This window comes from Ruegeria sp. CH8, from assembly GCF_056536985.1.
The window spans coordinates 35881-59366 of the sequence record NZ_JBQFQR010000002.1; the positions used below are offsets into that span (position 1 = coordinate 35881).

A 23486-nucleotide genomic window follows, 5' to 3' on the forward strand; every position below is an offset into this window, starting at 1 on the left:
AAACTTGGCTCACGCTTTGCCGAGTCGATGTACGTTTAGGCGAGTTTGCCCCACAGATCGTATTCGCCAGCCTCGTCGACCTCGACGGAAACGATGTCGCCGGGTTTGAGGGATTCATAACCTTCGTCGATGAACAGGTTGCCGTCGATCTCGGGGGCGTCCGCCTTGGTGCGGCAGGTGGCGGCCTCGTCATCGACCTCGTCCACGATCACTTCGATCGTCTGGCCAACTTTCGCGGCCAGCTTGGCCTCGGAAATCGCCTGAGCCTTTTCCATGAACCGTTCCCAACGGTCTTGCTTAACCTCGGCCGGGACGTGATCGGGCAGGTCGTTCGACCGTGCGCCGTCCACGTTTTCGTATTGAAAACACCCCACGCGATCCAGTTGCGCTTCATCCATCCAGTCCAGCAGGGTCTGGAATTCGGCCTCGGTCTCTCCGGGGTAACCTACGATGAAAGTGGACCGCAGGGTGATGTCGGGGCAGGTCGCCCGCCACGCGGCGATCTCATCCAGCGTTTTGGCGGCCGCGGCAGGGCGGGCCATGCGTTTCAGTACGTCCGGGTGGGCGTGTTGGAAGGGAATGTCCAGATACGGCAGCACGTTGCAGCCAGCATCCGCCATCAGCGGAATCAGCTCGCGCACATGCGGGTAAGGGTAGACGTAGTGCAGCCGCACCCAAGCATCCAGTTGCCCTAACTCGCGCGCCAGATCGGTGATGTGGCTGCGGACCTCGCGGTCTTTCCACGGGTTCACATCGTATTTGCGATCCAGCCCATAGGCCGATGTGTCTTGCGAGATCACCAGCAATTCACGCACACCATTGTCGACCAGCTTCTCGGCCTCTCGCAAGACCGCATGGGCCGGACGGCTGGCCAGTTTGCCGCGCATGTCAGGGATGATGCAGAACTTGCACTTGTGATTACAGCCCTCGGAAATCTTGAGATAGCTGTAGTGGCGTGGGGTGAGTTGAACGCTGGCCGCCGGCAGCAGGTCCACGAACGGGTCCGGGTCGGGGGGAACGGCTGTATGCACCGCGTCCAGAACCTGTTCGTACTGGTGCGGCCCGGTGACGGCCATGATACGAGGGTGGTGTTCCCGGATATAGTCCGGTTCTGCGCCCAGACAGCCAGTTACGATGACCTTGCCATTTTCCACCAGCGCCTCACCAATGGCATCCAGAGATTCCGCCTTGGCGCTGTCGAGGAACCCGCAAGTGTTCACAATCACGGCATCGGCCCCGGAATAGTCCGGTGAAATGCCGTACCCTTCGGCCCGCAGGCGGGTCAGTATCCGCTCACTGTCCACCAAAGCCTTCGGGCAGCCCAATGACACCATCCCAATAGTGGGCTGGTTCGAACGCGGCGTATCGGTGATCCGGGCGGCGGGCGCCAGGTCGGGGCGGAGGTTTGGCGGGTTCGTGCTCATGGCGCGGCATATAGTGGGGAACGCTTCCCCTTGCAAATGGCGGCTAGGCTTTGAATGATCTTTTCAACGCATGCCCAATAAGCGGAGAGCAGAAAAATGAAGTGGCTGTTGCGCATAATCTTTCTATTTGTGGTCGCAATCGGACTGGTTATCGGCGCGTTGTTGCTAATGCCGGGCGATAAGCTGGCAGCGATTCTAGCAGAGCAGGTCAAAAGCGCGACCGGGCGAGAATTGAAACTGACAGGCGATGTGAACCTGTCTTTCTGGCCGGTTTTGGGGATGGAAACAGGACCGGTCACCTTTGGCAATGCACCTTGGGCGGGGTCTGAGCCTATGCTGAGTGCTGACAGTTTGGCTGTTGGGGTAGACGCCGCTGCGCTTCTCAACGGTGATTTTCGAATCCGACGTGTTATTGCAGACCAGCCAGTTCTGCGGCTCGAATTGTCGGATGGGCGTGGAAACTGGGAGATGGGAGCAGCAAGCCCCGAGCCAACCTCTGGCAGCAGTAGTGCGTCGTCAGAGGCATCGCAGCAAGGCGTGGTAACGCTGGACCGGCTGGAGCTTACCAACGCGCGGCTGATCTATATTGAAAACGGAACGACGACTTTCGATTTTTCGGATGTTGATCTTTCCGCCAGTTGGCCCGACCCCACCGCCCCGATGATTATGGAGGCCCGGATGGCCGTCCCGGGTGGGAAGGTCAATGTGGATCTCAAGATACTGGACTTGCCTGCTTATGCTTCGGGCGCAGTTGCGCCGCTGCAACTGGCCCTGACCGCGCCCGGAGGCGAGTTCGGGTTTGATGGCCGCGTTAATCTGGCTGGTGAAATGGACGGCAATCTGGAGGTTAAGACAAAAAATACAGAAAAGATGCTGGCCGCATTTGGGCAGGCCGGGGTCGGGGTGCCACTGGGGCTTGGCCGTGCGGCTGATGTCTCGGGGCATATGACCTATACGAGTGACGGTCGTGTGTCGTTGCGCAATATGGATGCGAAGCTGGACCACAACCGTTTCACCGGAGAGGCGGATATCGAGATATCTGACCCGCCCAAAATCACTGCGCGGCTAAAGGGCGGCGATATCGATCTGTCGCGCTACAACGACACGCCCGCACCGACAGGGGGCGAGTCCGGCACTGCATCGACGCAAGACAGCGGATGGTCAACCGATCCTATCGACGCTTCAGCCTTGGCGCTGGCAAACGGCGAGATACGTCTAACAGCCTCGTCGATCGCTGTGCCAGAGCTGACCTTCGGCCCAAGCGACCTGACGCTTAGCCTTGACCGGTCCCGCGCCGTTTTGCGGATGAACCCGGCTACACTGTTCACAGGCCAGATCAACGGACAGGTTGTTGCCAATAACAGAAACGGCCTGTCCGTCGGTGGTAAGCTGAACGCAAATGGCATCGACCTGCAGCAAGCCTTGTCCGCCGTGGCCGAAATCAACCGTCTGACGGGTGCTGCTTCGGGTGAGTTTGAGTTTCTGGGCGTTGGTCAGACCGAGGATCAGATCATGCGGTCCCTAAGTGGCAAGGGCAGCCTAGATGTGGGGCAGGGCGTCATATCGGGCTTTGATCTGGATCGCCTGATGGGGCGCGGTAAAGGGACTGGTGGGACGACAGTGTTCAATAGTCTGACGGCCAGCTTCACCATTGATCAGGGTGTTCTGAGGAACAAAGACCTGCTTATGTCTCTGGACAACTACCGCGCCGACGGCAAAGGCAAGGTGAATATCGGCGCGCAGACGATTGACTATCTGTTCACACCTACCGCGCTCAGGGCAAATTCTGGTCAGGGCCTGTCTGTTCCGGTGCGGGTCATTGGCCCGTGGAGCGATCCGTCCATAAAACCCGATCTTACCAAGGTGATCGAAGCCGCAGCTGAAGGGCAGCTCAAGGATATTGAAGATGATGCCAAGCAAAAGGTTTTGGACAAAGTAAGCGATGAACTCGGCACCGTTGTGACCGACACCGAAAGCGCTGAGGACGCCCTGAAGAACAAGCTGGAAGAAGAAGCCAAGAAAGGCCTTCTTAAACTGTTGGGCGGAAATTGAAGGGTGGGGCGCTCAAGGCGCCCCAATCATGGATCAGATGGTTTGATCGTAGTCGCCGACGTCGGGCTCGGTCCGGATCACGGCGTCGATATCGGCGAAGATGGCGCGCATTTCGTCTTCGCTGTCGCTGCTTTCGCATACCACAACCAAGTTCGGCGTGTTCGAGGACGCACGCACCAAACCCCAGCTGCCGTTGTCCAGAATGACGCGCGCGCCGTTGACGGTGACCACTTCCTTGATCGCGCGGCCTGCAAACGCTTCGCGCGCGTCGGCTTTGGCGACCAGCTTGTCCACCAGACGCTTGAGAATGTCGTACTTCTCGGTGTCTGCGGCATAGGGTGACATGGTCGGGGTCGACCAGGTCTTTGGCAACGCCTTGCGCAGGTCCGACATGCTCTTGTCAGGGTTGCGATCCATCAGCTTGCAGATCTCGACCGCCACCCGCATGCCGCAGTCATAGCCGCGCCCGATTGGTTCAGCCAGAAAGTAGTGACCTGATTTTTCGAACCCGGCCAGCGCATCAATCTCTTTTACCCGGCGTTTCATATGGCTGTGGCCGGTTTTCCAGTAATCCGCCTTGACACCGTGGGCTTGCAATTCGGGATCGCTGGCGAACAGACCAGTAGATTTGACGTCGGCCACGAAGGTCGCATTGGGATATAGCTTGGCCAGATCACGGGCCATGATCACGCCGACCTTATCAGCGAAAATCTCTTCACCCTCGTCATCCACAACGCCGCACCGGTCGCCGTCGCCATCAAACCCAAGCGCCAGATCGGCACCGCTGGATTTCACGGTGTCGGCCATGTCGTGCAGCATCTCCATGGCTTCGGGGTTGGGGTTGTAGTTGGGGAAGGTGTAATCCAGCCGGTTGTGGCTGGGCACCACTTCCACGCCCATGCGTTCGAAAATCTCGGGTGCAAAGGCCGACGCGGTGCCGTTGCCTGTTGCGCAGACGACCTTGAGCGGACGAGACATTTTGAAATCCCCGACCAGATCGTCGATGTAAGCCTCTTTCACGCCTTCAACGAATTCGTACGATCCGCCCTCGTGTGGAACACCTTCGCCGTTCAAAACGATGTCGCGCAGTTCCGACATTTCGTCCGGACCGTGTGTGAGCGGACGGTCAAAGCCCATCTTCACCCCGGTCCAGCCATTTGGGTTATGGCTGGCGGTGACCATCGCAACAGCCGGGACATCCAGATGGAACTGGGCGAAATAGGCCATCGGGCTGAGCGCCGGGCCAATATCCTTGACCTGAATACCCGCCTGCATCAGACCAAGGATAAGCGCGTTCTTGATCGCCAAAGAATAGTCGCGATAGTCGTTGCCGACTGCGATCACCGGTGCAATACCGCGTTTGCGCATCTGGGTCCCCAGCCCCAGACCCAAGGCCGTCATACCGGGCAGGTTAATCTCTTCGGGGTATTTCCAGCGGGCGTCATACTCGCGAAACCCGGTGGGTTTGATCATGGGGTCGCGCAGAAAGCTCCAGGTGTTCGGGGTCACCTCGGGGATGGGTTTGGTCATACTATCACTCTTGATCAAATTTGAATAGGGTTGGCTTTGGCCAGCGCATCAAAGCGCATCAATGTGTCAATAAGTTGGGGCATCTGATCCAGATAGATCATGTTTGGGCCGTCAGATGGCGCATTGTCTGGGTCCTGGTGGGTTTCAATGAACACTGCTCCCACACCCAACGACACCGCTGCGCGTGCCATGACCGGCGCAAATTCCCGCTGCCCGCCAGAGGATCCGCCTTTGCCGCCCGGTTGCTGCACCGAATGCGTTGCGTCCATCACGACCGGGTATCCCGTTTTTGCCATTTGCGGCAAGCCACGCATATCGGCCACAAGCGTGTTGTATCCAAAAGATGTTCCGCGCTCGGTCAGAAGGATGTTCTGGTTTCCAGTACTTTCGATCTTGTCGACGATGTTACCCATTTCCCAAGGCGCTAGAAATTGACCTTTCTTGACGTTCACAGCTTTTCCGGTCGCACCGGCGGCCAACAACATGTCGGTCTGACGGCAAAGAAAGGCTGGAATCTGCAGGATATCCACGGCCTCGGCCGCGATGGCGCATTGGGATTCGGTATGAACGTCGGTCAGAACCGGAATGCCCATCGACGTGCGGATGTCTTCCAGAACCTTCAGCCCGGCATCGATCCCCATGCCACGCGCGCCGGACAGAGATGTCCGGTTGGCCTTGTCGTAAGATGCCTTGAAGACGTACTGCGCTCCGGCGGCATCGCAGGCCTCTTTCATTTTGCCTGCGATCATCTGAGCGTGATCGGCAGTTTCAAGCTGGCAGGGACCGGCTATGATCGTCAGGGGCAGATCATTGCCGACCGTGAGATCGGAGATTTTTACATGTTTCATGTGTCTTACGAGGATACCTGTTCACGAAGGACTGACGCAGTCAGCGAGATCATCAGGTAGATACCAGCAAACAACAGGAAAGCCAAAATCGTATTTTCGAACTTACGCGGGTAACTGGGTTCCTGGCTGGCGACCGGGTTTACCGAAACGGTCAGATAGCGCACTTTGCGGTTCGCCTCGGTCCGCGTGGTTTCCATCTGTTCCATGGCGGTTTGCAGCATCATATCGCGTGCGGCGAGGTCGGCTTGGGCCATCTGAATGCGCACGCTCAACCGTGCCAGCGAGTTCTCGCCCGCCGACGCATCCAGCATTTCAGCGTTCAGGTCTGCCAGCACGGCTTCGAGTCTTTGTATATCTGCGCGTACGCCTTCTACTTTGGCTTGGTTCGGGCGCAGATTGTCCAAAAGGGCGGCCAACTGCAGTTCCTTCTCTTGCAGCTCGATTTCGATTGCATTGATTCGTGCCCGCAGGCCAGCCAGGACATTTTCCGGGTCCAGAACGGCGCCTTGCAACTGCAGCTCGATGAGTTCCTCCTGCGCTTTCCGACGTTCCTCCTGAGCCAATTCAAACCCGGCCCGCGCGTCGCGCATCTGGTCTTCTCGCTTCAGTTCAGTAAGGCCGTTGATGGTTTCCTCGGCATAAGACAGCAGAAGGGTCGACAGCTCGACCGAGATTTCAGGACTGGGGGCTGCAACCTCCATGCGAATGATGCCGTCGCTGGGATCATACCCAATGGTAATCATTCGCTTGAAAAGTTTGTAAGTATCCTCAAGCGTCGCGTCCTGTGGCAGGCGCTGGATCGGGTCTATCCAATCTTGCTTGAAAATCTCTGAGAAGTTGGTGTCGTTCTCAAGTCGAACCAGAGCGTCTTTTGACTCCAGAAATTCCTGCGTAGCGACCGAATCCTGCGCGGTGGCGTATTGGGTGCCCGCCAGAAACCCGCCAAAGGACGCTCCACCGCCGTCCGCCTGTAGAATCGAAAAGGCAGAGTCGCTTGCGTACATTGGCGTCGCGACCCGATAGAAATAATAGCCGACGATCACAGTTGGTATCAGCACAAACACCGCCAGTCGTGCGAACAGTGCAAACAGCTTGCGTCTGCGGCGGCGCGCGATGTCTTTTTGGATCTCACCAATTTCCAGATTGCGTCGTTCCGCGGGGCTCAATTCGGGTCCCGGCAGGGTCTGGGGCGTTTCCTTGACCGTCTGCGGCAGCTGGATGGTGATTTTGTCCTTTGCTTGTTCTTTCGAACCTTTCTTTTCGGCTGCAAGGTCTAACAAGTTTGCCCGTTCAAACGGGTCTATGCCCTTTTGACGCAGCAAGCGCACGGCATCGTAGTCCGACGTCGCCGCCAAACCGTTTTTCTGTGCCAAACGCCGTGCAACACGCAACTGCCGCCCTGTCAGGCCTTCGCGTTTGATTGCATCGATATCGGTCGCAGGCTGGGCGGCATTTGCAGCTTCGGACGGTTGTGTCGCCTTTCTGATGCGCGAAATCGCATCGGCCCGCGCGTCCGCAGAACCCGAACCCTGACGGTCGCGTCGCCAGCGATACTTTTTAGCCTTGGGTTTGGTAGTCATATAGCTGTTTTGCCTCTTCCAAGGTTTCGAACATGTACAACTGACCGTCCAGAAGAACGGCGGCCTGCTGTGCAAATTTTTCCAGAGTGTCGGGGCTGTGGGACACGATCACCAGAGTCGTCGTGCGCAAGCGCTCTCTCAGGATATCGCCCGCTTTTCGGTTGAACTCTACATCCGTTGTTGCTGGCATCCCTTCATCAATCAGATACATGTCGAATTCCAGCGCCAACATCAGGGCAAAGGTAAAGCGTGCCCGCATGCCGGATGAATATGTTCCCAACGGCTGATCGAAATACTCGCCCAGACCGCAAAGCCAGCTGCAGTACGCCTCGACATAGTCCGGATCCATACCATAGATTTTTGCGATATAGCGGGCGTTTTCCAAGGCGGATAGCCGTTTTGCCACGCCGCCCGAAAACCCCAAGGGGAACGAGACCCGGCAGGTTTTGCGGATTACGCCTTCGTCAGGTTTCTCCAGCCCGGCCATCATGTTGATCAGCGTGGTCTTGCCGGTGCCATTGGGGGCCAGAATACCGATGGATCGGCCAAGCTCGACTCGGAACGAGACCCTGTCCAGGATCACCTTGCGGCGCGTCCCGGTCCAGAAGGACTTACTGACATTCTCGAACTCAAGCATTCAGGGCCTGTGGCTTTTGTGTTTGTTGCACCGGTCGCGCCGATGAAGGAACGGAGAATTTACCGATCCATATTGGCTACATTATGTCGAATTATGAAACAAATGTTCAATGCGTGCGAAAGCCGCCCTTCGGTATTGTGACTTATCCATCGGTTGGCCCCGCGATGCGCGTTGACTATCTTTCATTTCGACCGTCAACCAGTTTGGTTCAGGAAACCTTGCGATCTGATGAATTCGCTGCAGAAAGAGATTGAAGCCTGCCGCACTTGCGCGGACAGATTTCGTGCCACGCACACCGCGCATGACCCGCGCCCGGTGGTCTGGTTTCGGCGGGGTACGCCATTGCTGGTCGCGGGGCAGGCGCCAGGCGCGCGGGTACATGCCTCGGGCCGTCCGTTCACCGATCCGTCGGGCGACCGCTTGCGCGAATGGCTGGGGATCGATGAAACCGTGTTCTACGATCGCGCTCGCGTTTCGATCGTGCCGATGGCGTTCTGCTTTCCGGGGTATGACAAGCGCAAGGCCGATCTGCCGCCTCCGCCGATCTGTGGGCAGACATGGCACGACAAGGTGATGGATGAACTGGGACAGGTGCCGCTGACGGTTCTGGTCGGCGGACACGCGCATAAGTACCACCTTGGCGCGCGCAGATCGGTCACGGACACCGTGCGCGGCTGGAAAGACCATGCGCCGCAGGTCTTTCCCTTGCCTCATCCGTCCTGGCGCAATACGGCATGGTTGAAGAAAAACCCGTGGTTCGAGGCCGATCTGCTGCCGGTTCTGCGCGCGCGGGTGCAAGAGGTTCTGAATGACTGACACAACCGCCCTTGATGCCGCCCATGCCGCCATGGAGGCCAACCCGCAGGACGATGCGGCGCGGCTTCGGCTCTTTGAGCGGCTCGCCGACAGCGAGTTGTTCCTGTTGTTGGCCAAAGAAGCACAGGATGAAAACATCACACCCGAGCTGTTCGACGTCGCCGACGGCCGGTTCGTTCTGGCTTTCGACCGCGAGGACCGGCTGGCCCGCTTCGCCGAACGCCCGGTACCCTATGTGGCGCTGTCGGGGCGGGTGCTGTCCGGGATGCTGGCAGGGCAAGGGATCGGTCTTGGGCTGAACCTTGAGGTCGCGCCGTCCTCGATGCTGATCCCGGCCGAGGCGCTGGGCTGGTTGGCCGAAACGCTGGAGCATGCACCGGAAGAGGTGCAGCAGCGTCTGGCCGAGTTTCTGCCTCCGACCGGTTTGCCGGATGACTTGCTGAAGGCGCTGGACGCGAAGCTGGCCACAGCCGTTGGCTTGGCCGAGGCCGCGTTTCTGGTCGGCACCAAGTCAGAAGATGGAGGCGCGGGGCATCTTTTGGGCTTTGTCGGCGCGGTAGACGGGGCCGAGCCTGCACTGGCCAAAGCGGCTTCCGAGGCGCTGACTTTCTCCGGAATCGAGGCCGGGGCGATGGATGTCGGGTTCTTTGGCCCGCACGACCCCGCCGCAGCCGCATTGGCGCGTGTTGGTCTGAAATTCGACTTGCCGCAGCCCGAACAAAGGGTCGTTCAACACATCACCCCGGGCAGTGATCCGGACAAGCCGCCGGTTCTGAAATAAGCAGACCCCGCGAACCGTCAGGTCGCGGGGCCGTGCGTTTTTATTCCGCCGCGGCTTCCAGCTTGTCCTGCGTGCGGGTTTCAAAGTCGTTGGCGTCGTGGCGCTCGTGCAGTTGAGTGTGCGGCTCACCAAACGCGCGGTTGACCATGCGGCCGCGCTGAACGGCGGGGCGTGCGTCAATCGCCTTCGCCCATCGCATCACGTTTTCATAGGATTCTACATCCAGGAACTCTGCCGCGCTGTAGAGACGGCCCAGAACCAGCTGACCGTACCAGGGCCAGATCGCCATGTCGGCGATGGTATAATCTTCACCTGCGATATTGGTGTTCTCGGCCAGTTGACGATCCAGAACGTCCAGTTGACGCTTGGTTTCCATGGCGAAGCGGTTGATCGGGTATTCCCATTTCTCAGGCGCGTAAGCGTAGAAATGGCCAAAGCCGCCGCCCAGATAGGGCGCGCTGCCCATCTGCCAGAACACCCAACTCATCACTTCGGTCCGCTCGGGGCCAGATTTTGGCAGGAAGGCATCGAACTTCTCGGCCAGGTGAAACAGGATTGAGGCGCTTTCGAACACGCGCACGGGCTTATCACCCGACCGATCCCAAAGCGCGGGGATTTTCGAGTTCGGGTTCGCCTCGACAAAGCCCGAACTGAACTGGTCGCCCTCGCCGATATTGATCAGCCAGGCGTTGTACTCCGCCTCTTCGTGACCCAGCGCCAGCAGCTCTTCCAGCATAACGGTCACTTTGACGCCGTTGGGGGTTGCCAGCGAATAAAGTTGCAGCGGGTGTTTGCCGACCGGCAGGTCCTTGTCATGGGTGGCGCCAGAGATGGGGCGGTTGATATTGGCGAACTGGCCGCCGCTTTCGCTGTCCCATGTCCAGATTTTGGGGGGCGTGTATGGGGATTGCTCGGTCATCTGTAGTCTTTCTCAGCAAAGTTCTGGTGAATTGTCCGTCCGCTTCCACAGCTAATGTTGCAAAGCCCCGAGTCCAACCCCGGAAGTCAAAGCAGTTTTGTAACAAACGGGGGCGAACCTCTCACGTTTCATCATCCAACCTCACAGCGGCGCGAGCGGGACTGCCCAACGGGGCGAAAATACCTATTCTCTCTTCAACGCCAAATCCAAAGGACAAAAGGAACAACCATATGAAACGCTTTGCCCTGACTTTTGCGACTGCTCTGACCCTTGCCGTTCCCGCTTTTGCCGGTGATCAATATGTAGACGGCACCGGGTTTGCCGTGTCAGGTTATGACGTTGTTGCCTATCGCAGCCTGGATCAGGTGGCGGTTGGGCAGCCCCAGCCAGAAGCTGTTCGCGGCAACGCCGGTATCACTGCAGAATATAACGGTGCGACCTGGGCGTTCTCGACCGAAGAGAACCGCGACAAGTTCCTTGCGAACCCGGCTTACTACGCTCCGGCTTATGACGGGCATTGTGCTTATGGTGTGTCGCGCGGCGGCAAGGTTCCGGCGAATCCGAACCTGTGGCGGATCGTTGACGACAAACTTTACCTGAACATTACAGATGTGGTCGTCGGTTTCTGGGAAGAGGACGTCCCGGGCAACATCAATCTGGCCGAAGGCAACTGGCCGGGTATCGAAGCCGATGCTGCGTCTAGCAGCGTTATTCCGAAATTTACTTCGGAAGGCCCGGTTGAGAACTAAACTACCACTCACCAAGAACGAACCCGGCCAACACCAGGCCGGGTTTTTCAATGTTAGCCTGCCAGCCAGAAATCGTCCCGCACCTGCTGATCGGCGTCAAATTTGATCCGCACGCTTTTGGCACCGGGAAACTTGCGTGTCGTGATCGTTTCCGGAACCACGACCTCACCCGCGCCGGTGTCTTTGGACTGAAAGCTCAGCAATTCTGTTTCCAAGCGCCGCGCTGAAGCCAGAAATGAGGTCGGCAATGCTACGCGGTTGGCCCCTTCCTGCACGGGGGTGGAGACGAAATATGTCAGATGCCGCCCATAGAAGCCGACCGCTTCGGGGATGTGGTCCGCTTCCGCTATAAAGTGCGGGTCTGTGCTTGAGTCGTTAGCATCCGGGCTATGTGTCAAAGCCGTGTTCAGCAACATGCGACAAGCATCGATGTCTGTACTTTCCAGTTCAATCACACGTTTGCGCAGCTGAGGTCGCCGAGGCGTGCCGGTGGCTCGTCCTTTGACTGTCAGCCCTTCGCTACGCAAAAAGTCGTACGCCTCTTTGGCCCGGGTGAAATGGGCGCAATCGCCGTTTCTATGGTCCGGATGGGCACGAAAGGCGATGTGACGCCAGGCATCCCGGATATCATCGGATTCTGCGGTCTGATCCAGGCCCAGAGCCGCCAGCGCATCGGCGCGCGCATTTATTTTGTCGACAGGCTCCATACCCACTTCACTCTTTAAACAAACACAACGATCCCAGTCTGAAGGGGTTGATAATTTTGTCAAATTTTAGCGGAAATTTATAGCAGCCAGTAAGACAGTTTGCGCGGGAGGGACCTATTGTTCACTCCTAAAATGCAGCTGTTGTGCGCCCTGCATCGCAACAAAGAAACCCGGAGCCTAAGCAGGTTCCGGGTGAAGACAACAAGTAGGATAATTCAGGCGACGTTTTGCAATTCTGCCTTGGGTGTAATGCCTAAGGCAAAACACACATCGCGCGTCAGTTCCGGCCGATTCAGCGTGTAGAAATGCAGCTTGTCCACGCCGCCGTCGATCAGGTCCGAACACAGTTCGGTGCACAAAGCGGTAGCTAGCAAATCCTCACGATCATCGCGCATCGCTTTTTCAAATGCGTTCTCAACCCATACCGGGATATACGTCCCGCAGCGACGGGCAAAGCTGCGCGCTCCCTTCCAATTCTCGATCGGCAGGATGCCGGGCACGATGGGTTTATCGATTCCGGCCTTGGCACATGCATCGCGGAACCTGAAAAACGTTTCGGCCTCGAAGAAAAACTGAGTTAGGGCTTCGTCGGCACCAGCATCCAGTTTTGCTTTGAGCCATTTGATGTCCGCCGCGAAATCCTGTGCCTCAGGATGCTTGTCAGGATAAGCGCCGACGCGGATGCCAAACTTGCCGGTACTGGCCAATGCCTCAATCAATTCGACAGAATTCGCAAACCCGTCGGTGTGAGGGACGAAGTGATCCTGACCTTTTGGCGGGTCACCACGCAGAGCGACAATGTCTTTAACTCCGGCTTTTGCGAAACTGTCTGCAATCTCGAGTGTTTCTCGCCGCGAGGCATCTACACAGGTCAGATGGGCGGCCACTGACAGACCAGAGGAGTTGTGCAGGGTCGCCACCGCATCACGGGTCAACTCGCGCGTGGTGCCTCCGGCGCCATAGGTGACTGAGACAAAGCGGGGTTCCAGCGGGGCAAGCGTTTGTACTGTGTCCCAAAGGCGAAATGAGGCCTCGAGCGATTGTGGCGGGAAGAACTCGAATGAAATCTCTGGTGTCGTCATAGTAGCCTCACAGGTCTAACCTGTGCCCTTGTGTCATTTTATGCATTGTGAGACAAACTCATATTATTCAAGAACAACATGAGTCTCGTTGAAATGCATATCGAATTCCGACACCTGCGCACGATCAAGGCCATTCACGAATGCGGCGGGCTGGCCCGTGCGGCGGACCAGCTGAACATCACCCAATCGGCGTTAAGCCATCAGATCAAGGGGTTGGAGGATCAGGCCGGGGTTGAGCTGTTCCTGCGCCGGTCCAAGCCGATGAAGCTGTCGGCGGCGGGATTGCGCCTTTTGCGGCTGGCCGAACAAATCCTGCCGCAGGTCGAGGCGACCCAGCATGAGTTTTCATCCCTGCGCGACGGGCGCACCGGACGGATGCATATCGCCATCGAATGTCACGCCTGTTTCGAATGGCTGTTCCCTGTGCTGGAATCGTTCCGCAAATCCTGGGGCGATGTGGATGTCGATATCCGTCCGGGTCTGGCGTTCGACGCTTTGCCTGCCTTGCAAAAAGAAGAGGTCGATCTGGTCGTCTCATCCGACCCCGAGGACCTGCCTGGCGTCGAGTTCATTAAACTGTTCGACTATGACGCAGTGTTCGTTGCCGCTTCGTCCCATCCGCTGGCACAGAAGGACTACATCGAGGCCGAGGATTTCCGGGGCCAGACCCTGATCACCTATCCGGTCGAACGGACCCGTCTGGATATCTTCAGCCAGTTGCTTATCCCCGCGCGGGTTGAACCTGCTGCGATCCGGCAGGTCGAACTGACTGCGGTGATCCTGCTGCTAGTCGCGTCGAACCGAGGCGTTTCAGTGCTGCCAGACTGGGTTGTGCGTGAGGTGAAATACAATTCTGATTATGTCACCCGCCCGTTGACCAAGGACGGGATCACCCGCAGGCTTTACGCTGCCGTCCGTACCGAAGACCTTGAAAAACCATTTGTGCAGGAATTGATCGAACTGGCCGGAACAGAGGCGCGCAAGCTGCAGACGCAATAGGCGCAGAATGCGGGTCTGCTATGCGCATCATTCCTCTTGGCAAGGGCGCAATGCCCCAGTATACGCGCGGTTTGACCGGACAGGAGCCTTTGGACAATGGTTGGCAGTGCAAACCTCAACATCATGATCAAAGCCGCGCGCAAGGCGGGGCGTTCTTTGGTCAAGGATTTTCGTGAAGTCGAGAACCTTCAGGTGTCGATGAAAGGCGCGGGCGACTTTGTCTCCAAGGCCGATATCGCTGCTGAGGAAATCCTGAAAGAGGAACTGCTGGGCGCGCGTCCGACCTATGGCTGGCTGGCCGAAGAGGGCGGCTCGATCGCCGGCGAAGATCCAACCCGCCGCTGGATCGTGGACCCGCTGGACGGCACTACCAACTTCCTGCACGGCTTGCCGCACTGGGCGATATCGATCGCGCTGGAGCACAAGGGCAAGATCGTCGCTGGTGTGATCTATGACGCTGCCAAGGACGAGATGTTCTTTGCCGAAAAAGGCGAGGGCGCGTGGATGAACGACACCCGTATCCGCGTCTCGGGCCGTCACCGCATGATCGAGTCGATCTTTTCGACCGGTCTGCCCTTTGGTGGCCGTTCCGATCTGCCTACAACGCTGCACGATCTGGCCCGCCTGATGCCTACCTGCGCTGGTGTGCGCCGCTGGGGCGCTGCGGCGCTGGACATGGCTTATGTGGCTGCTGGTCGTTACGAAGGGTTCTGGGAACGCCGTCTGAACGCCTGGGATGTGGCCGCCGGGATCATCATCGTGAAAGAGGCCGGTGGCTTCGTACAGGCCCTGAACCCCGAAGGCAGTGTGCTGGAGGATGGTGAGGTGATCTGTTCCAACGAGCCGATCTTTGATCAATTCGCCAAGGTGATCCGGGGCTAATCACCAGACATATCTGTTGAACAAGCGCGCCCTGTCCGAGGCGCGCTTTTTCGTTTCAAAGGACGGCGCGCTGGGCCAGACCGGCCTCGTCCGCCAAACGCGCGGCGACCGAGGCAACGGCGAGGTCCTGCAGACCAACGCCCCTTCCATCGAAGAGGGTGATTTCGTCGTCTGATATCCGCCTAGGGTGATCGCAGTTGATCACGGCGGCGGTGGGGGTGATCTGTTCTGTGGTGAGCGTACGATCTGCAACTGCATGCTGCGCCTCGCCGAGTGAAATGGACTGCTCGACCTCGTCAGTGAAGACAGCCGCGTGTGCTACCAATGCGGCATCGACCACTTGCTTGACCTTGGTGTTGGTGCCCATGCAGGCCAGATGGGTGCCGGGTTTGATCCAGTCTTTCATCAGCAGCGGCTCAAAAGCCAAGGTGATGGTGATGATGACATCCGCCTTCGCGCCCAGGCCTTCTTGGCTTACTGCCTCAAAGTCGAGGCCAATATCATTGGCGGCCTCGCCCAGACGGGGCAGCAACTCGGGGTGGGGGGTCCAGGCGACCACCTTTTCAAAATCGCGCTGCTCGGCTGCGGCGCGCAGCTGGAAGGTGGATTGGTGGCCCGCGCCAACCATGCCCAGAACCTTGGCATCCTTGCGGGCCAAATGGGCGATGGACACGGCAGACGACGCAGCGGTGCGCACGGCGGTCAGGTAATTGCCGCCGACCAGCGCCGACAGCCGCCCGGTATCGGGATCGAACAGAAAGACGGTGGACTGGTGGTTGGTCAGCCCTTTCTCCATATTCCTTGGCCAGCCCGTCCACTGCGTCTTTGACATGCGCCACTGCGACGTCGATCTTGGCTTTGCGGTCTTCGTAAAGGTCCATGTGCTGCAACGCACCCTGATAGGCCTGGATACCGCCAAACTTCAGCCCCGAAGCCGCGTCGATGGCCTTGGCGATGGCGATCACCTTGGGCGTGGTGGTCACACCGCAACGGCTCTTGCCGCAGTCAATCTCGACCAGACATTCGATCTGGGTACCGTAGCGCTGTGCCGCCTCGGACACTTTCTGGCAGCAGATGCCGCAGGCTCCGGCCAGCTTGACCTGCAGCTTGGCCACATCGAAGGATTTGTGCATCTTGCCGTGCACCCGGTGGCGCATTCCTTGGGCCTTTGCGTAGTCGCCCATCTTCTTGATGTTGCGCTCCAGCGCGTCCAGATCCAGCACCAGCGCGGGCGTCTGTATCTCGGATGCGTCCATGTCGATGGCGGCGAGGATGTCGAATCTAACTTCAAGCTGGTCGATATTTTCTGGGTTGTTCATGTATTCCTCCTCAGCCCCGGGTCCAGGGCAGTTTGCCCAGATCCACATTGCCGCCCGTGATGAACACGCCGACGCGCTTTGCCCTGAACGTCTCGGGGTGCTTCAGGATGGTCGCCAATGGCACAGTGCTGCTGGGCTCCATCACGATGCGCAGGTGCTTCCAAATGGTTTTCATCGCGGCGATGATCTCGTCCTCGGCGGCGGTGTGGATGTCGCTCACGAAGTTCGACACGAAGTGCCAGGTGTTGTCTTTCAGCGGCACTTTCAGCCCGTCTGCGATGGTCACTGGCGCGTCATCGGCGATGATGTGGCCGGCCTTAAAGCTGCGACTGGCGTCATCGACTTGCTCCGGTTCGGCGGCATAGATCTTAACCTCGGGCGCAAGGCTCGACAGAGTCAGACAAGTACCCGAGATCATGCCGCCACCATCGATGGGCGCGACCACGGCGTCCAGACCATCGGTTTGTTCCAGCAGTTCCGCCGAGCAGGTCGCCTGGCCCGCAATCATGCGAGGGTCGTTGTAGGGGGGCACGAACTCATCGAGCGTGCGGGCCTGAACCTCGGCAAACACCGCCTCGCGTGAAGTGGTCGAAGGCTCGCATTCGGTGATGATCCCATCATAACGGCGCACGGCGTCTTTCTTGGTTTGCGGCGCGGTTCTTGGCATCACCACGTTGCAAGGGATGCCCTGGCGACCGGTGGTATAAGACAGGTTGAGCGCGTGGTTGCCCAAGGAATGGGTGCAAACACCGCGTTCGGCGGCCTCGTCATTCAGGCCAAAGACCGCGTTGCAGGCTCCGCGCACTTTTAAAGCTTCGGCCTCCTAAAAGTTCTCGCATTTGAAAAGCAGTTGCGCGCCGGTGAGGCGATCCAGATAGTCGGACCGCAGCACCGGGGTGCGGTTGATATGCGGTTTGATCCGTTCATGCGCCGCGCGCATGTCGGCAAGGGTCAGGCAATCGGCTGTGGTCATGTCGTCCAACATCACGCTCCTTCTTACGTCGCGGATTGCATGGGGGTGGCGTGACTGACGCGAAAGTATTCCTGTGCTGCAGCCACGCCACTGCCCAATTCGATCGGGTAGTCCGGATCGGCCATCGCCATTTCGATCGTGGCGAGGCCAGACAGCACCATCACATCCGTGAGGCTGCCCAGATGGCCGATGCGGAAGGCTTCGCCGTTCATCTCACCCAGCCCAATGCCAAAGCTGACGCCATGGGCGTTTAAGGCGTGGTCCGTCAGGGCATAACTGTCAAAGCCCTCGGGCACATAGATCGCGCTCACCGTATCCGAGTAGAGATCCGGCGACTGCGCCACCAACTCCAGCCCCCAGGCAGAGATGGCTTTGCGCACGCCTTCGGCCAGACGGAAGTGGCGGGAATAAACGTTGTCCAATCCTTCCTCGAACAGCATCGCCAGGTGGGCGCTGGCGTTCATCGCCTTGCGCACTGCCGCAATGACCGAGCGCACGCCGGTGACCGTCTCGTTATGGGTGGTCAGGACGGCCTTGATTTCGCGGGCTTTGTTCTCTTCCGGAGCCTCAGCGAACTTATTCGCCGGCGCACCGCTGTCCCACGGACACTATATGATCCGCACGCCCAAGCCGTGGCGCTGACACAGATCGATCCAGCGATGGCTGAACATCCCAAACGCGCCAGCAGAACCGTATCGCCGGGGCTGAGTGTGTTGGTCACCGCGGCCTCCCATCCACCCGTACCACTGGCCGGGAAAGTGATGACCTGACCCGGTGTTGTTCCAAACACCTTTTTGCTGTCCTCAAGAATCGGCGAGAAAGTCTCAACAAAATCCGGCGCGCGGTGGTCCTGTGTCTAAACCTGCATCGCCAGTCGCAGGCGATTCGGGATATTCGTTGGGCCGGGTATGAAACGGGGTTCTGAGTGGACATCACTAAATTACTCCAAGATGGGATTCAGTGTCGGAGAAACTGCCTGCGGGTGCTATTTTCTTGAAAAATATTTTTGTTTTTTTCAAGCTAATTGATAAATGTATGAATTTAAACAATTTTTCGTCCTTCCTCTCTGGAGATCGAAAAAAGGGATTTCGAAAAAATCGCGGAGAGCAGAATGGGAGAGGTCAAAATGGACACTCAGAAGAAACCGCGCGTTCGGCCGAAATCGCTGTTCAAGGAAAGCTCGGCCGGAACAATGCAATCTCTTGATAGGGCGCTGGGCGTTCTGACCGCTTTGGCGCGGAGGGAACGCGCTGCGCTCAGTGATCTGGCGCGCGAAGTGGATGTGCCGACGGCGACCACGCACCGTATTTTGACAACTCTGCAAAAAGCACGGGTTCGCCACCTTCGATGACGAACGGCAAGAGTGGATGATCGGGATCAAGGCTTATTTGACCGGAGCCTCGTTCCTGCGTCGCAACAGTGTGATCGAGATCGGGCGTCCGATCCTACGGCGGCTGATGCAGGAGAGTGGTGAGACAGCCAATTTGGCGGTGCCGGATGGGGCCGAAGTGGTTTTTGTCGGTCAAGTCGAAATGCTGTACCCGATCCAAGCGTTCTTTCCGCCGGGCGCGCACGCCGATGTATGCGTCTGGTACAGGCAGGGCGATATTGGCCGCGATGAATCCGGATGCGGCCAGAAAAGGCCTCGGTTCAGTAAACCCAGTACGTTTTACAGACCGAACGCTTACGCCTGGCTCGGATTTGAATGCGGACTTGGACAAAACCCGCACCCGGGGTTGGTCGTATGACCACGAAGAACGGTACGAGGGCATGTCCTGTATCGGCGCCGCCATTTGCAACGACCGGGCTGAACCCAGCGCCGGGAGTTCCGTCTCTGGCCCGTCAGTCCGTTTCAACGCCGATAGGGCACCGGAACTCTGTGTTTTGGTCAAGAACGCTGCGCAGGAGATTGCGCATCTCAGCGGGGGCAGTTACCCCGATCAGAAGGCCGACACCTATTTACGTGGGACGCGTGGAATGCGGGATTGCGACAGTTTGTATTTGTGCTCGGGGTGGGGCGGATGGCCGTGGGTGCGGCTCCAGAACGCTGTCCCGCCGCGTTTCAGCCAAAGCGGGATGCACAGGATCAGGCCGACAACAAACCCGCCCGTATGCGCCCAATAGGCAACGCCGCCTTCGTCCGGGTTGCTTGCAAGACTGCCCATGAACTGAAGGCCCAGCCAGATGCCCAGCATGATGAAGGCAGGAATCGTGAAAACCCGAAAATAGACGATCAGGATCAACAGGACATCCACGCGGGCCTTGGGGAATAGCAGAAGATAGCCCCCCATCACCCCGGCAATTGCGCCAGATGCGCCAATTGTCGGCACCACCGAGTCTGGGGCGGTGATGACGTGGATCAACCCCGCGCCTACGCCGGCGACCAGATAGAACAGCAGGAAAGGGAGGTGGCCCATCTCGTCTTCGAGGTTGTCACCGAAGATCCATAGAAACAGCATGTTTCCCGCCAGATGCATCCAGCCGCCGTGCAGGAACATCGAGGTTACAAGCGTTTTCAGCGCAAACCCATCGGTGATCCGCGCCGGGATGACTGCGTAGTCGAAATAAAACCGGCTGATGAGCCGGCCGTTGTCCATGATCCCCACATAGCTGATGAAAATCAGGATATTGGCCGCCATCAGCAGATAGACGACATAAGGCGTGCGCCCCGAGGGGTTATGGTCGCGGATCGGAAACATGTGGCGACGCTGGGCTTTTCCCGGCCCAGCGTCAAGGTACGGTTACGCCGCACCTCCCAATAGCGCGGCATTGCCGCCAGCGGCAGTTGTATCGACGCAGACGTGGCGTTCTCCCAGAACGCGCGCGCGGTCTGGCTGTCCGGGGATCAGCGGCAGAATCGGGCCATCGCGGCGGGCCAGGTGGCGTTCGATTTCACGCGCGGTATTGTCGTCTCCCCACCAGAGCACACCCGAAATTCCTGCCGCGTTTTCCAACCGATGCAGGTCAACCATTCCGGTTGCCAGGATGGCCGTGCCGCCCAAAGCTTTTACAGCCTCGGCCTGTGCCTGCACGATCTCTGCCCCGGGCCCCATGCACAGCAGCGGTGAGCGGGGGATCTCACTCAGCCGGTTCGATTCGCCGGTCGGACCCGGCAGGGACTGGGTGCGGACTGCGGCGGGTGGCCCTTGCGGGTTGGGTAGGTCGCCCATGGTATTGTTCCACTCCGTTTCGCTGGTCTGACGGTCCGGTGCGCAGAAACGCGCCATATAGTTCGGTCCGCCTGCCTTCGGTCCGGTGCCCGACAGACCCTCGCCGCCGAAGGGCTGAGAGCCGACGATGGCCCCGATCTGGTTGCGGTTGACGTAGATGTTGCCCGCGTGGACGGCCTCGGTGATGTGCTGCACGCGGTCGTCGATGCGTGTGTGCAGACCGAATGTCAGCCCGTATCCGGTTGCGTTGATATCAGCGATGACCTGATCAATCTCGGACGCCTTGAACCGCGCCACGTGCAGCACGGGGCCAAAGACCTCGCGCTCCAGCGCCGCAATGCCCGGCAGTTCGATCAGGGTGGGGGCGATGAAGGTGCCCTCGGGTGGTGTGCCCAACTCCTTCAAAACCCGCCCTTCGCTGCGGGCCTGCGCGACGTGATCCGCAATGCCCTGCTGGGCGTCCTGATCAATCACGGGGCCGCAATCTGTGGTCAGCTGCCATGGGTCCCCAACCTGCAGCGCCTCCATCGCGCCGGTCAGCATAGTCAGCAGATCGTCGGCGATGTCTTCCTGCACGTAGAGGCAGCGCAGGGCCGAGCACCGCTGCCCTGCCGACTGAAACGCACTTTCGATGATGGACTGCACGGCCTGTTCGGGCAGAGCGGTGCTGTCCACGATCATCGCGTTCAACCCGCCAGTTTCCGCGATCAGAGGGGTTCCGGGTCGAAGATTACCAGCCATGGCAGCTCGGATTTTCAGCGCTGTCGCGGTCGAGCCGGTGAACGCGACCCCTGACACGCGCGGGTCGGACGTGAGCGCTGCCCCGACGGATGGCCCGCCCGGCAACAATTGCAACACGTCGCGGGGTACGCCAGCTTCGTGCAGCAGTTGCACGGCTCGGTGCGCGATCAATGGCGTTTGCGGCGCGGGTTTGGCCAGAACGGCGTTGCCCGTGGCCAGTGCGGCGGAAATCTGGCCGGTGAAAATCGCAAGCGGGAAGTTCCATGGGCTAATGCAGGTAAACGTCCCCGCGGGTTCCGCCTGTGGGATATTAGCCGCGTAATACCGCAGGAAATCCACCGCCTCGCGCAGTTCGGCCACCGCGTCGGGGATGGACTTGCCTGCCTCGCGGGCCAGTAGGGCGAATAACTCGCCATAATGTGCCTCGTACAGATCAGCGGCAGCGTTCAGGATACGTGCCCGATCCTCGGCAGGGACCCGCCAGGGGCTGGCCGAGGCCAGAGCCAATTCGACATCATGCGCGCTGGCCGCAGCGACGGCGCCGGGCCGGTCCTGAGGGTTCGCCGGGTTGGTAACAGGCTGGTCTTCCTCAGGCCGTGCATCCACCGGCAGCAGCGGTTGCGCGTACCAGTGATGGATCCGGAACTCGTCCCGGGCCGCGTCGATCCGGTCGAGCGTCGGCGTGTGGTGCAGGTCGAACCCCTTCGAATTCGGGCGTTCCGGTTGAAACAGCTCGGGGCCGGTGGGTAGAGGAGATTTCGGTTCCTGAATGGTAACGAACGGGTCAGCGGCAACCTCTTCCGGCGGCACGGCTTCATCCACGATCTGGTTCACAAAGGACGAGTTCGCGCCGTTCTCCAGCAGCCGCCGCACGAGATAGGCCAGAAGGTCGCGATGTGCACCGACCGGAGCGTAGATCCGGCAGCGCGTGTTGCTTTGGTCCTTGACGATTTGGTGCAGGGTTTCGCCCATGCCATGTAGGCGCTGGAATTCGAACGGCTGATCGTCGGCCATATGCAGGATTGCGCTGACCGTATGGGCGTTATGAGTGGCGAATTGCGGATAGATCCGGTCGGTCATGCCCAGCAGTTTGCGGGCATTGGCGACGTATGAGATATCGGTTGCCGCCTTGCGGGTGAACACGGGGAAGCCATCGACGCCCTCGACCTGCGCGCGCTTGATTTCGGTATCCCAATAGGCGCCTTTGACCAGCCGCACCATCAGCTTGCGGTCATGACGTTCGGCCATGTCATAGAGCGTTTCCAGCACGACCCCGGCACGCGGGCCGTAAGCCTGAACCACGATCCCGAAACCATCCCATCCGGCCAGAGCGGGCTCGGCCATCACCTCTTCGATTACCTGCAGGGACAGCGACAGCCGGTCGGCTTCCTCTGCATCCACGTTCAGGCCCATTCCGGCTGCCTTGGCCAGTAGGCACAGGGCACGCAGACGGGGCGTAAGCTCTTCCATCACCCGTTGTTCCTGCGCAATTTCATAGCGGGGGTGCAGCGCCGAGAGTTTCACGGAAATCCCGGGATTGGCGCGGATGTCATCATGGGAGCAGGCATCGGCAATGGCGGCAATGGCGCGGGAATAAGACAAGTGATAGCGCGCGGCGTCGGCCTCGGTACGCGCGGCCTCGCCCAGCATGTCATAGGAATAGGTATAGCCTTTGGCCTCCATCCCGCTGGCGCGGTCCATGGCGGATTGGATGGTCTCGCCTAGAACGAACTGCCGCCCCATCTCTTTCATCGCGCGGCCTACGGCGGTGCGGATCACTGGCTCACCCAACCGTTTGATCGCCCCGCGCAGGGCACTGACCGGAGAGGTCTTGCCCTCGTCCAGAACCTTGCCCGTCAGCATCAGCGCCCAGGTTGAGGCGTTCACCAGCGACGAGGACGATTGACCCAGATGTTTGCCCCAATCTGACGGTGCAATCTTGTCCTCGATCAACGCATCGATCGTTTCGGCGTCCGGGACTCGCAGTAGTGCTTCTGCCAGACACATCAGCGCGACGCCTTCGTCGGTGGACAGGCCATATTCGGCCAGGAAGACTTCCATCATACCGGGTGAGGTGCTGGATCGGATGTCGCGCACCAACTGCGCCGCAGCGGCACAGATCGCGGCGCGGTCGGGTTCGCTCAGCTTTGCCTGTGCGATCAGGGTTTGCAGAACATCAGACTGATCGGCATAGGTCTGGCCGTCGATATGGGTGCGCAGGCTGTGTGTCATGTATCCTCCGGGCTTTTGTTAAATATAGGATCGATTTTGCGGGTT

The 23486-nt window shown here is 59.0% G+C and carries 17 protein-coding genes and 5 pseudogenes; 8 read left to right on the top strand and 14 right to left on the bottom strand.

What is annotated here, in order from left to right; all coding sequences use genetic code 11:
* Positions 1–35: 35 nt before the first annotated feature.
* The gene (gene rimO, locus ACR0ER_RS02235) at positions 36–1424 is read right to left on the bottom strand and encodes a 30S ribosomal protein S12 methylthiotransferase RimO (protein WP_480767541.1); all 1389 of its coding nucleotides are present in this window, start codon (positions 1422–1424) and stop codon (positions 36–38) included.
* 96 nt (positions 1425–1520) lie between these two features.
* Between rimO and ACR0ER_RS02240 the strand changes: the two genes are divergently transcribed.
* The gene (locus tag ACR0ER_RS02240; protein WP_480767542.1) at positions 1521–3476 is read left to right on the top strand and encodes an AsmA family protein; all 1956 of its coding nucleotides are present in this window, start codon (positions 1521–1523) and stop codon (positions 3474–3476) included.
* A 33-nt stretch (positions 3477–3509) separates the two neighbouring features.
* On the opposite strand, the gene ACR0ER_RS02245 is transcribed toward ACR0ER_RS02240, so the two are convergent.
* From ACR0ER_RS02245 to ACR0ER_RS02260, 4 genes are read right to left on the bottom strand one after another with little or no spacing between them, the layout of a single operon-like run.
* The gene (locus ACR0ER_RS02245) at positions 3510–5006 is read right to left on the bottom strand and encodes a phosphomannomutase/phosphoglucomutase (RefSeq protein WP_480767543.1); all 1497 of its coding nucleotides are present in this window, start codon (positions 5004–5006) and stop codon (positions 3510–3512) included.
* A gap of 14 nt (positions 5007–5020) precedes the next feature.
* A complete protein-coding gene (gene kdsA, locus ACR0ER_RS02250; RefSeq protein ID WP_480767544.1) occupies positions 5021–5854 on the bottom strand; it encodes a 3-deoxy-8-phosphooctulonate synthase in 834 nt (277 codons plus the stop codon).
* A 5-nt stretch (positions 5855–5859) separates the two neighbouring features.
* Positions 5860–7434 carry a KpsE/RkpR family capsule polysaccharide export protein gene (locus ACR0ER_RS02255; RefSeq protein WP_480767545.1) on the bottom strand — a complete coding sequence of 525 codons (1575 nt, stop codon included), beginning with the start codon at positions 7432–7434 and terminating at the stop codon, positions 5860–5862.
* Entirely contained in the window at positions 7412–8071 is a 660-nt protein-coding gene (locus tag ACR0ER_RS02260) for an ABC transporter ATP-binding protein (protein ID WP_170331866.1), read from the bottom strand. Before ACR0ER_RS02260 ends, ACR0ER_RS02255 begins: the two co-directional genes overlap by 23 nt.
* 228 nt (positions 8072–8299) lie before the next feature.
* Here ACR0ER_RS02260 and ACR0ER_RS02265 point away from each other — a divergent pair, with 228 nt between their 5' ends.
* Positions 8300–8887 (top strand): uracil-DNA glycosylase family protein, encoded by a 588-nt coding sequence (locus tag ACR0ER_RS02265; protein WP_480767546.1) that lies wholly within the window; start codon positions 8300–8302, stop codon positions 8885–8887.
* Positions 8880–9668: an SseB family protein gene (locus ACR0ER_RS02270; RefSeq protein WP_480767547.1), complete on the top strand. Its 789-nt coding sequence runs from the start codon at positions 8880–8882 to the stop codon at positions 9666–9668. Before ACR0ER_RS02265 ends, ACR0ER_RS02270 begins: the two co-directional genes overlap by 8 nt.
* Positions 9669–9708: 40 nt before the next feature.
* Here the strand turns inward: ACR0ER_RS02270 and yghU are convergent, their stop codons facing one another.
* Positions 9709–10587: a glutathione-dependent disulfide-bond oxidoreductase gene (yghU, locus tag ACR0ER_RS02275; RefSeq protein WP_480767548.1), complete on the bottom strand. Its 879-nt coding sequence runs from the start codon at positions 10585–10587 to the stop codon at positions 9709–9711.
* 230 nt (positions 10588–10817) lie between these two features.
* On the opposite strand from yghU, the gene ACR0ER_RS02280 reads away from it, so the two are divergent.
* Entirely contained in the window at positions 10818–11336 is a 519-nt protein-coding gene (locus ACR0ER_RS02280) for a YHS domain-containing (seleno)protein (RefSeq protein WP_480767549.1), read from the top strand.
* Positions 11337–11389: 53 nt separating this feature from the next.
* On the opposite strand, the gene ACR0ER_RS02285 is transcribed toward ACR0ER_RS02280, so the two are convergent.
* Positions 11390–12043 carry a DnaJ domain-containing protein gene (locus tag ACR0ER_RS02285; protein WP_480767550.1) on the bottom strand — a complete coding sequence of 218 codons (654 nt, stop codon included), beginning with the start codon at positions 12041–12043 and terminating at the stop codon, positions 11390–11392.
* A 215-nt stretch (positions 12044–12258) separates the two neighbouring features.
* Complete coding sequence (gene metF / locus ACR0ER_RS02290) at positions 12259–13125, bottom strand: methylenetetrahydrofolate reductase [NAD(P)H] (protein ID WP_480767551.1); 867 nt, start codon at positions 13123–13125, stop codon at positions 12259–12261.
* A 93-nt stretch (positions 13126–13218) separates the two neighbouring features.
* On the opposite strand from metF, the gene ACR0ER_RS02295 reads away from it, so the two are divergent.
* Together ACR0ER_RS02295 and ACR0ER_RS02300 are read left to right on the top strand one after the other, a co-directional pair.
* The gene (locus ACR0ER_RS02295; protein WP_480767779.1) at positions 13219–14124 is read left to right on the top strand and encodes a LysR family transcriptional regulator; all 906 of its coding nucleotides are present in this window, start codon (positions 13219–13221) and stop codon (positions 14122–14124) included.
* A gap of 96 nt (positions 14125–14220) precedes the next feature.
* Positions 14221–15006, top strand: a complete 786-nt coding sequence (locus ACR0ER_RS02300; protein WP_480767552.1) for an inositol monophosphatase family protein — start codon at positions 14221–14223, stop codon at positions 15004–15006.
* Positions 15007–15061: 55 nt separating this feature from the next.
* Here ACR0ER_RS02300 and ACR0ER_RS02305 read toward each other — a convergent pair.
* The 4 pseudogenes from ACR0ER_RS02305 to ACR0ER_RS02320 form a co-directional block, all read right to left on the bottom strand.
* Positions 15062–15814: pseudogene (locus ACR0ER_RS02305) on the bottom strand (ornithine cyclodeaminase family protein); the annotation flags it as partial.
* Positions 15813–16325 (bottom strand): annotated as a pseudogene (locus tag ACR0ER_RS02310) (alanine racemase); the annotation flags it as partial. The pseudogenes ACR0ER_RS02305 and ACR0ER_RS02310, both read right to left, overlap by 2 nt.
* 10 nt (positions 16326–16335) lie before the next feature.
* A pseudogene (locus tag ACR0ER_RS02315) lies at positions 16336–17310 on the bottom strand (pyridoxal-phosphate dependent enzyme).
* A gap of 11 nt (positions 17311–17321) precedes the next feature.
* Positions 17322–18231 (bottom strand): annotated as a pseudogene (locus ACR0ER_RS02320) (pyridoxal-phosphate-dependent aminotransferase family protein).
* Between the two features lie 178 nt (positions 18232–18409).
* Here ACR0ER_RS02320 and ACR0ER_RS02325 point away from each other — a divergent pair.
* Complete coding sequence (locus tag ACR0ER_RS02325) at positions 18410–18649, top strand: helix-turn-helix domain-containing protein (RefSeq protein ID WP_480767553.1); 240 nt, start codon at positions 18410–18412, stop codon at positions 18647–18649.
* 266 nt (positions 18650–18915) lie between these two features.
* Positions 18916–19152: pseudogene (locus ACR0ER_RS02330) on the top strand (IclR family transcriptional regulator domain-containing protein); the annotation flags it as partial.
* A gap of 101 nt (positions 19153–19253) precedes the next feature.
* On the opposite strand, the gene ACR0ER_RS02335 reads toward ACR0ER_RS02330, so the two are convergent.
* Complete coding sequence (locus ACR0ER_RS02335) at positions 19254–19997, bottom strand: rhomboid family intramembrane serine protease (RefSeq protein ID WP_480767554.1); 744 nt, start codon at positions 19995–19997, stop codon at positions 19254–19256.
* A gap of 42 nt (positions 19998–20039) precedes the next feature.
* Positions 20040–23441 (bottom strand): bifunctional proline dehydrogenase/L-glutamate gamma-semialdehyde dehydrogenase PutA, encoded by a 3402-nt coding sequence (putA, locus tag ACR0ER_RS02340; RefSeq protein WP_480767555.1) that lies wholly within the window; start codon positions 23439–23441, stop codon positions 20040–20042.
* Positions 23442–23486 lie beyond the last annotated feature (45 nt).